This is a genomic window from Nostoc sp. (genome assembly GCF_036916575.1).
GTDB lineage: Bacteria > Cyanobacteriota > Cyanobacteriia > Cyanobacteriales > Nostocaceae > Nostoc.
Genome location: NZ_JBALGC010000133.1, coordinates 1 through 13873 on the forward strand (window position 1 = coordinate 1; position 13873 = coordinate 13873).

Annotated in this window: 13 protein-coding genes; 3 read left to right on the top strand and 10 right to left on the bottom strand. The window is 41.5% G+C overall.

The window, feature by feature from the left end:
• Nucleotides 1-274: 274 nt before the first annotated feature.
• From V7L29_RS29245 to V7L29_RS29275, 7 genes are all read right to left on the bottom strand, one after another.
• Nucleotides 275-655 carry a DUF423 domain-containing protein gene (locus V7L29_RS29245; protein ID WP_334689987.1) on the bottom strand — a complete coding sequence of 127 codons (381 nt, stop codon included), beginning with the start codon at nt 653-655 and terminating at the stop codon, nt 275-277.
• Nucleotides 656-705: 50 nt separating this feature from the next.
• Nucleotides 706-1185 carry a hypothetical protein gene (locus tag V7L29_RS29250; protein ID WP_334689988.1) on the bottom strand — a complete coding sequence of 160 codons (480 nt, stop codon included), beginning with the start codon at nt 1183-1185 and terminating at the stop codon, nt 706-708.
• Between the two features lie 330 nt (nt 1186-1515).
• A complete protein-coding gene (bchM, locus tag V7L29_RS29255; protein ID WP_334737682.1) occupies nt 1516-2202 on the bottom strand; it encodes a magnesium protoporphyrin IX methyltransferase in 687 nt (228 codons plus the stop codon).
• A gap of 488 nt (nt 2203-2690) precedes the next feature.
• The gene (locus V7L29_RS29260) at nt 2691-3038 is read right to left on the bottom strand and encodes a DUF5615 family PIN-like protein (RefSeq protein ID WP_334737683.1); all 348 of its coding nucleotides are present in this window, start codon (nt 3036-3038) and stop codon (nt 2691-2693) included.
• On the bottom strand, nt 3035-3355 hold the full coding sequence (locus tag V7L29_RS29265; protein ID WP_334737684.1) for a DUF433 domain-containing protein: 321 nt from the start codon (nt 3353-3355) through the stop codon (nt 3035-3037). Before V7L29_RS29265 ends, V7L29_RS29260 begins: the two co-directional genes overlap by 4 nt.
• Before the next feature lie 257 nt (nt 3356-3612).
• The gene (locus V7L29_RS29270; RefSeq protein WP_334737685.1) at nt 3613-4062 is read right to left on the bottom strand and encodes an HNH endonuclease; all 450 of its coding nucleotides are present in this window, start codon (nt 4060-4062) and stop codon (nt 3613-3615) included.
• A gap of 2 nt (nt 4063-4064) precedes the next feature.
• On the bottom strand, nt 4065-4343 hold the full coding sequence (locus tag V7L29_RS29275) for a hypothetical protein (protein ID WP_334737686.1): 279 nt from the start codon (nt 4341-4343) through the stop codon (nt 4065-4067).
• Between the two features lie 217 nt (nt 4344-4560).
• On the opposite strand from V7L29_RS29275, the gene V7L29_RS29280 reads away from it, so the two are divergent.
• Together V7L29_RS29280 and V7L29_RS29285 are read left to right on the top strand one after the other, a co-directional pair.
• Complete coding sequence (locus V7L29_RS29280) at nt 4561-4800, top strand: type II toxin-antitoxin system HicA family toxin (RefSeq protein WP_334737687.1); 240 nt, start codon at nt 4561-4563, stop codon at nt 4798-4800.
• The gene (locus V7L29_RS29285) at nt 4797-5027 is read left to right on the top strand and encodes a type II toxin-antitoxin system HicB family antitoxin (RefSeq protein ID WP_094341749.1); all 231 of its coding nucleotides are present in this window, start codon (nt 4797-4799) and stop codon (nt 5025-5027) included. Before V7L29_RS29280 ends, V7L29_RS29285 begins: the two co-directional genes overlap by 4 nt.
• A gap of 102 nt (nt 5028-5129) precedes the next feature.
• Here the strand turns inward: V7L29_RS29285 and V7L29_RS29290 are convergent, their stop codons facing one another.
• Both V7L29_RS29290 and V7L29_RS29295 read right to left on the bottom strand, forming a co-directional pair.
• Nucleotides 5130-7757 (bottom strand): tetratricopeptide repeat protein, encoded by a 2628-nt coding sequence (locus V7L29_RS29290; RefSeq protein ID WP_334737688.1) that lies wholly within the window; start codon nt 7755-7757, stop codon nt 5130-5132.
• A 44-nt stretch (nt 7758-7801) separates the two neighbouring features.
• Nucleotides 7802-8230, bottom strand: a complete 429-nt coding sequence (locus V7L29_RS29295) for a hypothetical protein (protein ID WP_334737689.1) — start codon at nt 8228-8230, stop codon at nt 7802-7804.
• A 981-nt stretch (nt 8231-9211) separates the two neighbouring features.
• Between V7L29_RS29295 and V7L29_RS29300 the strand changes: the two genes are divergently transcribed.
• Nucleotides 9212-12238: an SMC family ATPase gene (locus V7L29_RS29300; protein ID WP_334737690.1), complete on the top strand. Its 3027-nt coding sequence runs from the start codon at nt 9212-9214 to the stop codon at nt 12236-12238.
• Here the strand turns inward: V7L29_RS29300 and V7L29_RS29305 are convergent.
• Entirely contained in the window at nt 12235-13686 is a 1452-nt protein-coding gene (locus V7L29_RS29305; RefSeq protein WP_334737691.1) for a peptidoglycan-binding protein, read from the bottom strand. The genes V7L29_RS29300 and V7L29_RS29305 overlap by 4 nt on opposite strands.
• Between the last annotated feature and the right edge of the window lie 187 nt (nt 13687-13873).

Here is a 13873-nt window from a genome sequence, read left to right on the forward strand (position 1 = left end):
TGGAAACTTGATAATGTTCCTCAAGTCTTAGCTCATCGTTGTGCTTATCTTAATGGATTAATCTTTGCCCACTAAATAAAAACTGGGATGCTCCCGAATAAGAATCCATTTCAACTCTCAGAAATAATTTAGCTAAAATCCACTGTAAAAGAGAGGAAATTGAGCTTCCAACAAATAGAGTTAGGAGTTAAAAACTCTTAACCCCTGTACAGACGCGATTAATCGCGTCTCTACTCCTAACTCCTGTACAGACGCGATTAATCGCATCTTTTTTTTACAACTTAAAATTCCAAGCGGCAAAAGCTAAAGCACCCCAACCAGCAATCAAGGCTGCGCCGCCTAGTGGTGCAATCGCTCCTAAGGATTTAATATTGGTTAAGCTAAGGGCGTACAAACTTCCTGAGAAAATAGCGATGCCAATGATAAACAGCCATCCACTGGCTACGAGGGTGGGTTGAGGAAATTCGGTACGACTAATTAGTATTGCTACTAGAAAAAGTGCCAGAGCATGATACATTTGGTAACGAGCGCCAGTTTCAAAAATTTCTAGCGCTCGCTCACTAATTTTTTCTCGCAAGGCATGGGAAGCAAAAGCACCAGCAGCAACTGACAAACCGCCTAAAATGGCAGCTACGGTCAAAAAAATCTGCGTCATTAGAACTAGCCGGAAGTTGGTGTCGAATTTAACGAGCCATTAGATATCAATTAGACATCAAAATGATATGATATAGCCCCTTCTTCGTTCACCCTAAAGTTTGCATTGAATTCTTTAGCTTTTTCATCTAAATATTGCCTAGCATGGGCTGCGGGTAGTTGTGACTGCATGGCAAAGCCTAAAACAGTTACGCGCCCATGATTTTCTTGTAGCATCTCATAAAAAATCGATTGCAGGCGATCGCTAACTTGTTGATTAAGCGCTTTTTTCTCCTGTCGGCTTTGACGGTACAATCCCAATGCTAACCATGTGCCCAGTGTTAGGGTAGGAACGCCAAAAATTAGACCACCAACAGCAGCATTATCATCTTCATAAGTAGCATTTGGTGCGGTAAAATCATACTCATCTTTCACTGGTATGTACACCTTACGTGTAGCAAATTTCTCCAATGCCGCTGTTGCTGATAGCGTTAAAAACATGAATCCGAGTGTCAATAGCCAACCAGCAGCCAATTTTTCAGCAGTTTTCATAGTTCCACTTCAAATTTGAACTTTGCTAGCGATTTTAACCTGACTTTCCCAAAGGTTCTAGTATATCAATGTCTCCTGACGAGAGTTTTGTAAGTCTTCTCCTACTTCAACGCTCTCTCGATAGTATCCAGGCGCTTACGGTTCTCCACTTATCCAATTTTACGCCCATCAAAACGACTTTCTCTTCCCCTGCCCCCTGCTCTCAAAGCGTACCCCTACGAGGAAGCAAGCTACGCGTAGCGTCCCGCAGGGATGGGATATTTTTTTATTTGGAAGTCCCTTGTCGAATCGCAGCAAAGGTATAGTATTCATCTTGCTGCGATTTTAATTTCACTTACGTGTAGCTTCTAGTAGGCGGGAAAAATAAAAACGAGTCCGAGTCATAGACTGTCGTTGCAATGAAAAGCCATTACTTTCTAAAATTTTCACCACATCAGCGTGACGATGCAAATATGCACGAGTGGCTTTACTTGGCCCAGGAAAGAAACTGCCAATTTTCTTGAGTATACTCAGGGCGCAGGTCTTCGGCGCAAAACTGAGAATTATCCGCGACTGTGCCAAAGAACAGAGGTGAGAAATCATCTCATCGGCTTTTTCTTGGGGGTAGTGGATGAGAACATCCAAGCAAATAACGGTATGGTAACTACCACTCAACGATTCCAAATCCTGCACGGCAAAAGTGGGATTTTCGGTATTTGGCAAAGTTTGCTTGGCTCTATGCTTGCCTTCTTCCACCATTTTTTCTGAAATATCGGTGGCATAGACTTTCGCACCATCTACCGCTAGGGGGATGCTAAGACTACCTACACCACAGCCTGCATCGCAAATTGATAAATCTGGCAAATTGTTATCAGCCTTCAGCCAGCCGAGAACTGTATCTACGGTTTGCTGGTGTCCATTGCGGATGTCTAGTTGGATTTTGTTGACTTCGCCATCGCCGTAGATTCGCTTCCAACGGTCAAACCCTGTGGAATTGAAATACTCGCGAACAATCATTTTCTCGTCGGCTGCGTTCATAAACTTTGATTTTTAAGGGTTCCCAATGCTTAAAATTATCATTGATAGGAACCCATAAGAGCGGTTTTCCAGATTTTTCTAGATATGATGCACAGATGTGCGTCTCTAATTATTCAAACGAAAAGCGCTATATTTAAGAAAATATTGTCGTTCTATGAGTTTTTAAGACTATTTACTACTATTTAAACATCCATTATTTACGTTACTATAACTTTCATTCTTATTTCACCGTGTAGATGTAGATAACCCTTTCTTAAGGTAAAATCATGATTGCGATCGCAACATTTATACTGTTAAAGATTTAATTTTATGTAAACAATATAAATTAAAAATATAAAAGTTTTAAGAAACATTTTTTATATTTAGTGTACATTTACTATTTAAATTTATTTATTACACATGTCATTTTGGGTCAGTCGATGAATGTATCATTGATAGGAATCGACAACAGCGATCGCATGGTTTCCATGTCATGTTCTCTACGAGTTTTACAAAGGTAAATATTGAACACGATTGCTTAATTCTTCAAGATAGGCTGTTTTAGCAATAATTTCTAAATCACGAACACAATCGCCAACAGTAACTCTGATTTTATGAGCATAAATAACACCAGCAAAATTTATTTGTTTGTCTTGACGATGGTTGGCTTCAGCTAGAAAATCGTCATCTTGGGAAAACAAAACACGCTCAAGTTCTGTTGCACGGTCAAGTATAAGAGGATCAGAAAAGTTAGTCCGCCCATCTTCTTGTACTGTTAATACATCTACACCCCGAATCCGTAATCCATCTGTAATTCCTCGATGCACATTCTCATCAATATAAAGAGCAACGCTCATTTAATTAATCCTTCTGCACGGAGTCTTTTTGCTAATGAAGATTCTCCTGTTTCTAAACGTAATCTTTCCGCATACTCAAAACGTTGCTGCATATCAGCATCAATTTCTTCTTTATGTTCCCAATAATAAGCTAAAGCAGAATAAATCTGGCTCATGCTCAAATGTGGATATTGAAAATGTAATTCTTCTGGACTCCAACCATAAGCATGAATGGAAGTAATTAATTCTACAACTTTCATTGATGTTCCTTTAATGAAAGGAATATTGTCTTCATTAACTAAAATATGTTTATACTCAGTAGTTGTTGCTTGAGCCATGATTTTTGTTTATTAATTTATCTATAGCGCTTCTGGGTTGAGTGCGATATTAGACCGAACAATAACAGCCCCTTTCCTACTATCGTTGGGGAGTAAGATTCAAAGCCTCTCTCCTTTTAGGAGAGAGGTTTGGAGAGAGGTCAAAGTGTACTGTACCCAAGTGAGAACCGCTATAATTTTCATAACTTTTAGAAAACTATAGCTTGAATTTGGTTCATCTTACTACAAAACACATCTTATTACTTGATGTTTATGAATTAACTCATATCTTCGATAGGATCTTCTGGTGGAGGATGACGGTTAACTGCTTTGTCAGCAGCACGAATATTTACAATTCTTTCTCGATTTAAATTTAGCGCAGCTATTGTTGCTTGACCAGTTTGTGTTAACCCATTAATTTTAAGTTTATCAGCAGACCAAATAAAATGTTCACTCCAGAGACTTTCTCTTGGATTAAATAAAGCAACCTCTAAACCAGATTCAGGATCTACGGCTGTGGTTTTGGCTGATTTTTTGCGGTTACAATGGAAACAAGCTAAAGCCAAATTATCTATAGTATCTTTGCCATTTTGGCTTAAGGGAATAACATGATCTACTGTGAATAATACATACTGCCACTTTTCTGAAGCGTGGCAATATTCACACAATTCAGAGGCTCGCTGACGTACTTGTTGCTGAATTGCATTAGGAATTTTACGACTAGCCACTTTTACACGGTCTGATTATTGGGATTTTGTAAAATATTTCTAGCTATACGATTGAGAAAACTTAGGTAATCGTCAATTTCTTCGTAGCTATCTAGTTCTTGTTCTTCTTCGGAGTTGAGTGGAGAAATTTGTTGTTTAGCTAGTAAAGCTGCAATGCGATTCTGGACAATGCTAGAAGCTCTAAATATGGGTATTCCCTCTTGCAACTCAATGCTGATTACACCTTCTAAAGATAAGCTAGCGGGTAGATTTTGAAGCGTTGGTAGCAATGGAGTTGTCATAGTTAATTCTATGAAATCTTGTGATTGATTATAGCGTATCTCTTTTTCACCGCCGAAACCAAGCGCGAACCCAACGCCACAACCGACGCAACCACGCTCAAAACCCACGGCGAGAAACTACTGTGTACTATGCTGATGCTCTGACGGTTTGTTGAACTTGCGATCGCACTATATTCCAATGATTATAATAAATTAAGAAGTTGGTAACTAAGGAGCAATGCCAAAGAAAGTAAGAGAATTGAAAGCAATGGTAGCAAAAGTTGGGTATATCCTTCAGCCAGGACGAGGCAAAGGAAGCCATACATTTTGGAAACATCCAATGCTACCGGAAGAACCCCTTACTATTCCTGGTAAAGATGGTGATGATGCTCCGCTATATTTAGAAAGAAGCATTCAACGGGTGCTGAAAAAGCTGGAAGAACTCGAAAAACTTGTAAACGAGGAAGGTGAAGAATGATCTATCACTACAGTATGGTGATTCAATGGTCGCAAGAGGATCAACTTTTCTTAGTTCACTTGCCTGAGTTCCCTTGGCAACAATTTCATACACATGGTAGAACTTACGAGGAAGCTGCCAAAAATGGTCAGGAAGTAATCGAGGCTTTTGTGGAAATGCTTTCTGAAGAGAATAAACCATTACCAGAACCTAGAATGCTACCTACAAAGCCTCTGCAAGTAGCTTAGTTGTGGGTTGGTAGAGATTTAGGTGTGGTTAGTGCGTTACATTTCATTAACATATTCTGCAATATCGCACTTTATAAAGCCTCTTCTCTGCGTAAGACAAAATTACCGCCGGAACCAAGCGCGTAGCCAACGCCACAACCGACGCAACCATGCCCAAAACTCACGACGGGAGACTATAGGCGTCTTTGGTTGAGAAAGACGCTCAATTGCATTGTTGCAAAGTTGCACTTTAGCATCAAGTTCTATTGCCTGAAACAGCTCACGAGCATTGCGATAAGCACCCAGCGCGTCTAATTCCCGATTGACATTTTTTAACACTGTAGCCAGATTCAACCAGGCATCAGCTTCTTCCCTGCGGTCGCCTATTTCTCTAGCTATATCTAACCGCTGCTGACAGAACTCAATTGCCCGTTGGTAATGTCCTAGCGAGTTGTAAGCAAGTCCCAAACCACCTAAGCAAACGCCTTCACCCTCATAATCGCCTATCTCCCTGGCTATCTCCAAAGCTTGCTGATGGAAATTAATGGCTTGGTGGTATTGTCCCAGTAAGTTGTAAGCAAGCCCCAAATCATTTAAGGAAGAACCTTCCCAATTACGAGTGCCTATCTCTCTGGTTATTTCTAATTCCTGCTGGTAGAACTCAATTGCCTGTTGGTAATGCCCTAGAGAGCGGTAAGCATTGCCCAAATTACTTAAGCAAGAACTTTCACCATTACGATCGCCTATCTGTCTGGTTATTTCCAATCTCTGCTGATAGAACTCAATCGCCTGTTGGTATTGCTCTATAAATTGGTAAACATTGCCCAAATTGCCCAAGGAATAAGCTTCGCCATTGCGATCGCCTATCTCTTTGGTGATCTTCAATTGCTGCTGGTAGAACTCAATCGCCTGCTGGTATTGCTCTATAAATTGGTAAACATTGCCCAAATTGCCTAAGGATCTGCCTTCCCCATTGCGATCGCCTATCTCCCTAGTAATCTTCAATTGCTGCTGGTAGAATTTAATCGCTTGCTGGTATTGCCCTATAAATTGGTAAGCATTGCCCAAATTACCCAAGGAAGAACCTTCGCGATTGTGATCGCCTATCTCTTGGGTGATTTTCAATTGCTGCTGGTAGAATTTAATCGCTTGCTGGTATTGCCCTAGAGAACGGTAGGCAAGACCCAAATCACCCAAAGAATTGATTTCTACATCGGCAGCGCCTGTCTTTCTAGCTATTTCCAAAGACTTTTGATGGAATTCAACAGCTTGCTGATACTGTCCTATTGAGTTGTAAATAAGACCCAAATTGCCCAGGGAAATTGCTTCCTCAAAGCGATCATGAGCGCCTATTTCCCTAGCTATCTCTAAAGACTGCTGTTGGAATTCAATCGCCTGTTGGTACTGGCCCAAATAATTGTAAGCATGACCCAATGAAGTGAGAGCAACCCAATACTTCGAGTTTTCTCTCTCACCAGTTTTTTCCCAAGCTGCTATCAACTGTCCCCATAAGTCAACTTGCTCAGTATAAAAGCCCCGCAATCTCAAAAAATCATTGTAAGTGTTTAATATATCAAATGCCGAGTCATAATTTTCTAGTTGAAACCAGTGATAAAAAATTTCTAAATATTCTTTAATATCTTCTTTAGTCCGCCAAGGTTTTTGTTTAACATTCAAAAGATAGTAATTAATAGCTCGTTGATGTGCCTGTATCTGATCACCAGCCTGATACCGCACATACTCCAAAATCACGGGCTGAAAATCAAATCGCCGCTTCCCATTAAGTTTTTCTACCAACAAAGAACGCTTAACCAGATTCCTTAATTCTCCCTCAATCTCTGGTTCTGAACTTCCTGGCAACACTGCCACGGCTGCTGCACTATCAACCGCACCACGATAAACACTAATATTCAGCAATAACGCCTTTTGTAACTCATTCAACCGCTTAAAACTGGCATCCAACACCAACACCATCACCACATTTTCCCGGCGATGGATACCTACCACTTGGGAATCTGTCAAAAACTGCCGCAAATTCCCTAAGCCTAAATCTGCTAACCTCCTTAAATCCGGGTCTTGTGAATATTCTTCTTTTAATAAATCTGCTACCAATCTCAACAGTAGGGGATGCCCATCTACTAATTCCACAAACTGCGTTAAATCTCCGCGAATGCTTAATACAGTTAACAGTGCTACCCCTTCATCTACTTGCAAACCTTTCAGGGTTAGCCACTCAAAGCCTTTTAATTCTGGTCTTTCCCTGGTGGTGACTATTACCTTACTATTACCGCCATGTTCCACCCACGCTTGGAAAAAGTCGCCGTAAAATAGACTTCCCCACTGTCTATCAGGTTGTAATAAACTCTCCAGGTTGTCAATGATCAGTAAAAATTGCCCAGAACGTAAACACCTAACTAGCGCCTCTACTAACTGCGCTTCTTGTTCTGGAACCCGAAAGCCAAATTCACTGAGGACTTGGCGGGCTAAATCACTAAAACCTGCCCCATTACTGACATCAGCCCAAAATTTCTTAGGGAAACCCTCAATTTCATCATAAATTTTCGTAGCCAGCATCGATTTACCTGTGCCACCGATGCCTTCTATGCCAATTAGGAAAGTATTTTTATCAGTTAACCATTGCTGTATCTGAGCAATTTCTGTTTTCCGTCCCTGCCAGTAAGCCAAACTTTTGTTAGGGTTGCCTGCTTTGAGAACCCCTGGCGATTCTATTTTGGTACTGCGTTCTAGCAACTCTAATATTTCTTGCTGTTCAGCACCAAAAACAGCAATATTGGTTACTTTGGGTTATCGTACCTCCTAAAGTCATAGGTTGGGTTATTAACGTTACCTGCTGTATTTATTTGTGTACTGTCATCGTAAGACTGAGCATTGACATTAGAAGCGCTATTATTTGAACTTGTTTTTTCCCAAATCTTAGCTATTTCCTCTGCAAGTGCTGTATCCGCTTCTAAAATCTTCTTGAGTTGTACTCGCAAACTTGCTTGTAAATCTTCATCTTCTGGCTTTTGTGCCACATCCGTTGCTGCTTCTTTCGCTGCTTCCTTAGCCTCTACTTTGGGGTGTAACTTAGCCCAAATAGCTTTGGCTTTATTCCAAACATCCTCACCTACTTTTTTAGATGCCTTTTCTACAGCTTTATTTCCCACATTCAACAGAAATGGCAAACAGGGAGCGAGAAATTTAACGAGTAGAGCTATATCCATTGGTTTATGATATCTATCTCAGAAATGTACATACATTTTTACTAAGTATACTAACGCTTCTTCCCCTATCACCTTGATTCTTTTACCTTGAGGCGAAATTTAGCCCAATCATCTCAATACTGCGTAAGTTTTGAAGATTTGTAACGACTGTTTTAAAAGTCAAGTGTAGGCTACGCCTACGCACCTATATACTTGATTGCGGTGCGACAAAGTTTGAATTACTCCAACACGACTTTCAAGTACCTCAAAACGACTTTGAAGTACCTCAACACGACTTTGGAGTACCTCAAAACGACTTTGGAGTACCTCAAAACGACTTTGAAGTACCTCAAAACGACTTTGGAGTACCTCAAAACGACTTTTAAGTACCTCAAAACGACTTTTAAGTACCTCAAAACGACTTTTAAGTACCTCAACACGATTTTTAAACCGCGTCTATTTTGAAACCTGTAGTTCTTCGGTGATGAAAAGGATTTGCCCTCATCCCCTAACCCCTTCTCCCAAGTTGGGAGAAGGAGAACTAGAGAATTTGCCCCCCTCTCCCAATTTTGGGAGAGGGTTAGGGGTGAGGGTCAAACCTGGAAAGTTCGCCAAATCTAGCTTATACGTTAAGTTGACACTTATGGGCAATGCGTTACCCAACATTTTGTATGGTTTGTTAGGTTTCGTTCCTCAACCCAACCTACATTAGAGTCATTAGAGTGATTCTTTAGGCAAAACCTACGCAGTATTGCCACTCTTCTATAAATGTTTTTCTCTCAGATAAGAGGCAGAAATAACAACAAACCTCCACATAAGTTTTATTTTTCTCCAAAGACAGCAAAACTTTTTCATGCAACAAGAAAAATTTGCTGATTTTATTGTTAAATTTTGTAAAATTGATGTCTTCAAGACTAGAAACCTGATATCTAGATAGCTAAACTAACAAACAGTGCATCTGTACTGTTATTTATTAAAAGTAGATGTGGCGCTATAGCGTGAATGATCCCAGTACAACTTATCCTCAAAAATTTTCTTAGTTACCGTGATGCAACTTTAGATTTTGGCGGTTTGCATACGGCTTGTATTTCGGGTTCCAATGGTGCGGGTAAATCTTCACTTTTGGAAGCAATCACTTGGGCAATTTGGGGCGAAAGCCGTGCCACTACTGAAGATGATGTCATCTATTCTGGCGCAAAAGAAGTTCGAGTTGATTTTACTTTCAAAAGCAACCAGCAAAAATATCGGGTGATTCGTACCCGAATTCGGGGAGCTAGTAGCGTCCTGGAATTTCAAATAGAAATACCATCTGGGTTTCGCTCACTGACTGGCAAAGGGGTAAGAGCAACCCAAGATTTGATTTTAGAACACATCAAGCTCGATTACGATACTTTTATTAATTCTGCTTACTTACGTCAAGGTCGTGCCGATGAGTTCATGCTCAAGCGCCCGACGGAACGCAAAGAAATTTTAGCGGAGTTGTTGAAACTCAATCAGTACGATGATTTGGAAGAACGGGCAAAGGAATCTTCTCGTCAGTTCAAAGCACAGGCAGTAGAGTTAGAGCGTTCTTTGGAGTCGATCAAAATTCAGCTGCAACAACGCCAGACAACCGAAGCGCAAAGAGTGGAGTTAGAAGCCGAACTCAACCAACTGCAACAGGTGCAAGCTTTTGATAATATTCAATTACAAAGTTTGCAAGTTGTCCAGCACCAGCGCCAAAATTGGGAACAACAACTCAGTTTTGTGAAGCAGCAATACCAAAATCTTAGCCAAGATTGCGATCGCCTCCAACAAGAACAATCAGCTATTGGCTCTCAGCTATCAGATTTAGAGAAAATATTACACCAAGAAGCTGAAATTAAAGCTGGATATGCCGAATATCAAAGTCTCCAATCTCAAGAAGAAGCCTTTGCTACCAAATTTGAAGAATACACTCGCGCTGGGCAGACTCGCCAACAAAAGCAACAACAGCTTACCAAACAAATTCACGAAATCGAACGACAACTGCAACAAGCCCAAGCCCAAATCGAAGCTTTGCAGCAACAAGAGCGAGAAATTCAGCAAACTCTGACTAAATCAGGTGAAGTAGAAGCTGCTTTGTCACAACTAGCCGCAGCACGTCACCATGTTGCTCGTCTAGATCAATTGCAAATGCAAGTTACTCCTTTGTTGCAACAACGAGCAACTTTACAAAGCCAACTTGATCGCACTCATGCTGGTTTAGTAGCGCGACTCGAACAACTCCAAAGCACTGAGAACCAATTGCAACGCCAGCACCGCCGCCAACCGCAACTGCAACAAGCGGTGATGGATGTGGCAATCCAGATTGAGGAATTGGAGAAAAAGCGGGTTTATCTGCAACGAGTCCAAGAAAAAGGCCAAGAAAGGCGTCATTTTATCGAACGCCTGCAAGCTCACCAACGCGATTATGAAAAACTGCTAGGAGAATTAGAGCAGAAATTGCAAATGCTCCAAAATCCTGAAGCACTTTGTCCATTATGTGAGCGTCCTTTAGACGAACATCACTGGAGTCGGGTGGTGGAAAAAACCCAAACTGAGATAGAGGATACCCAAGGGCAGTTTTGGGTAGTGCGGGAACAAATGGCCGTGTCTGATAGAGAAATTCAGGTATTGAGGCAAGAATATCGGGAAATTTCTCAACAATTGGCGAGTTACGATGGTTTACGTGAACAACGGGGACAGTTGGCAGCACAGTTGGAAGCTACAACTGATGTCCAACAACAGTTACAACAAATTACTGGCGAAAAACAGCATTTAGAGCGATCGCTCCAAGCTGGTGATTACGCTCCCGATAAACAAGCCGAACTCCGGCAGCTAGATCAATATCTGCAACAAGTTAATTATAATGAACAAGACCACGCCCTCGCCCGGAGCGAAGTTGAGCGGTGGCGATGGGCAGAAATTAAACTCCAGCAGATTAAAGATGCGACTAAGCGACAAGCGCAACTATTAGCCCGAAAACCAGAATTACAATCCCAAATTGCTCAATTACAAACCCGAATCCAGCAAGATAAGACTGATTCTGAATGTGCTAAACAAATCGCGGCTCTTGAGCGTCACATTACCGAAATTGGCTATAGTTCCGAACAGCACAACAATCTGCGTATAGCTGTCCGACAAGCTCAATCTTGGCATTTGCGCTATCAACAACTGCTATCAGCCCAGCAGCAGTATCCCCAACTCCAGACGAGATTACAAGAGTTAGAGGAATCCAGAAGCGCCAGATTAACCGAGCGGCAAAAACTCGGCGGACAAATCGAAAGCATTATCCAGCAACTACAAGCCACAGCTAACCCATCTGCTCAAATTCCAGCTCTAGAGCAGCAGTTAGCAATACGCAGACGGCAACTTGATGAGCAAATAGCCAAGTTGGGGCGTTTAGAACAGCTGGCGCATCAACTGGAAACGCTGCAAATTCAGTATGAACAACAGCAGCAGCAACTACAATCTTGCAAGCAAGAATATCGTGTTTATCAGGAATTAGCGCAAGCTTTTGGTAAAAATGGTATCCAAGCATTGATGATTGAGAATGTGTTGCCCCAACTGGAAGCTGAGACAAATCAACTACTTTCGCGGCTGAGTGGTAATCAGTTTCATGTACAATTTATTACTCAAAAAGCTGGACGCAGTGCTAAATCAACCAAGAAAAATGCCAAGCTGATAGATACCTTAGATATCTTAATCGCCGATTCTAGAGGAACGCGAGCTTATGAAACTTACTCTGGTGGAGAAGCCTTTAGAATTAACTTTGCCATCCGTCTAGCCCTGGCGAAATTATTAGCGCAACGGGCGGGGGCGGCGTTGCAATTGCTAATTGTGGATGAAGGTTTTGGTACACAGGATGCTGAAGGATGCGATCGCTTGATTGCAGCGATTAATGCGATCGCCTCTGATTTTGCCTGCATCCTCACTGTCACTCATATGCCCCACCTCAAAGAAGCTTTCCAAGCCAGAATTGAAGTTAATAAAACCCAGGAAGGTTCGCAGTTGAGTTTGTCAATTTAATTGTATTTCACCCGTGCATCAAGACCATAGGAGCGGAGCTTTTTTGATAACGTTTCTGCTTGTGTGCGATCGCTAAATGCTCCAGCATTCACATAATCCCCTAGATTGGATTGCTCTGCGACAGCTCCAGGTATATACTGTTGCACTTTACTTAAAGTATCATTACTGGAAATTGGCACTATTACTCTATAAGGATTATTAGCAACTAATGTGTTGCGATTAGTCTCAGGTGCTACATAGTCATTAGTAGGAGGTAATACATAGCGATTAGTCTCAGGTGCTACATAGTCATTAGTAGGAGGTAATACATAACTATTAGTCTCAGCATAATTGCCCATAGCCGAGCTATTCAACCCTAATGCTTGCCAAGTTTGCCAATCTACATTTCCAGTAGAATTAAGTCGCGAAGATTGCTGGAATGCAATCACAGATTGTCTGGTGTAATCGTTGAAAAAGCCATCAGGACTGGTATTAGAGAAACCCAACTGCCCCAAACGCTCTTGAACTAATCTGACATTTTCTCCCTGATCGCCTATAGTCAGATAATTTCTGCCTTGTTGTTGAGTAGCATATCCACCTGTGGAGGTTCTACGCACTGACTCCAAGACTTGGGCATTGGCAATGCCATTAACAGGTAGGCGATAATTTCGCTGGTATTGAATGATAGCTTTTCTAGTAATTGGGCCAATATTCCCAGTGGGATTAGTCTTAAAATAACCTAGCTGCCGCAAACGCACTTGTAGTTCTCTCACTTGTTGAGTAGAGAGACTTGATCTGGTTGGAGTCGGAGAGGAACCCAGTAGTGTGTTCCAAGTTTGTCGATTTACAATCCCGTTAGCAGCTATGCGATAATTTCGCTGGAATCTAATTACAGCATTTCTGGTCATTGGGCCAAAATTCCCATTGGGATTAGCATTCAAATAGCCTAATTGTCGTAGACGCTGTTGCAACCTGGTCACGGCTGCACCAGTTTTGCCTTGAGAGAGAACAGGATATTGACCACTTGGCGAGCGCAATGTGCCACTGGTATTCCTACTAGAAGTTCTACTTTGACAGGCTCGTTGCAAGGCTCGTTGAGTATTACCACCCACAACTCCATCAGCAGGTATTCTATTGGCTTGCTGGAATTTGATCACAGCATTCTGAGTCAAGCCAGCAAACTTACCTGTTACTGGGCCGTTAAAGTAGCCTAACTTTTTTAAACACCTCTGGCTATTGGTAACTTCAGGCCGATTACTTCCTATTTTCTGAAGTGCTAAAGCTTGCCCAGCTATACTCAAAAGCCCCATAATCAGTGCCACAGACAAAAGACGCATCGCCGCACCGCTAGATAAATTTTTCCAATTCAAAAATTTGAAATTAGCTACGGTAGGAACAACCTTGACGCTTTCGGATGCCTCATAGACTAAGGCAAGCTTGGTTAAATAGCTATCTACCCCTGTTTTCACTTGCTTTTTTCAAGTTACGGCTACACCGGATTATACCACTTTCTCTGTATTATATTTTTTTTAGTATGATTATTTACAAGAAATCCCCGACGCTGATATGATACACAAGCTTTTGTAGGGGGGAATAATAAGCAATGTAAAGCTTTGGAGGCTTGTTTTTCATTTGCCTGACAAAATTTTTGCTATA

What these genes read in the sequence shown, in the direction of transcription:
- V7L29_RS29285 (WP_094341749.1), top strand. Translation starts at nt 4,797, where the DNA reads ATGATCTATCACTACAGTATGGTGATTCAATGGTCGCAAGAGGATCAA.
- V7L29_RS29295 (WP_334737689.1), bottom strand. Translation starts at nt 8,230, where the DNA reads ATGGATATAGCTCTACTCGTTAAATTTCTCGCTCCCTGTTTGCCATTT.
- V7L29_RS29300 (WP_334737690.1), top strand. Translation starts at nt 9,212, where the DNA reads ATGATCCCAGTACAACTTATCCTCAAAAATTTTCTTAGTTACCGTGAT.
- V7L29_RS29245 (WP_334689987.1), bottom strand. Translation starts at nt 655, where the DNA reads ATGACGCAGATTTTTTTGACCGTAGCTGCCATTTTAGGCGGTTTGTCA.
- V7L29_RS29250 (WP_334689988.1), bottom strand. Translation starts at nt 1,185, where the DNA reads ATGAAAACTGCTGAAAAATTGGCTGCTGGTTGGCTATTGACACTCGGA.
- V7L29_RS29265 (WP_334737684.1), bottom strand. Translation starts at nt 3,355, where the DNA reads ATGGCTCAAGCAACAACTACTGAGTATAAACATATTTTAGTTAATGAA.
- V7L29_RS29280 (WP_334737687.1), top strand. Translation starts at nt 4,561, where the DNA reads ATGCCAAAGAAAGTAAGAGAATTGAAAGCAATGGTAGCAAAAGTTGGG.
- V7L29_RS29275 (WP_334737686.1), bottom strand. Translation starts at nt 4,343, where the DNA reads ATGACAACTCCATTGCTACCAACGCTTCAAAATCTACCCGCTAGCTTA.
- bchM (WP_334737682.1), bottom strand. Translation starts at nt 2,202, where the DNA reads ATGAACGCAGCCGACGAGAAAATGATTGTTCGCGAGTATTTCAATTCC.
- V7L29_RS29260 (WP_334737683.1), bottom strand. Translation starts at nt 3,038, where the DNA reads ATGAGCGTTGCTCTTTATATTGATGAGAATGTGCATCGAGGAATTACA.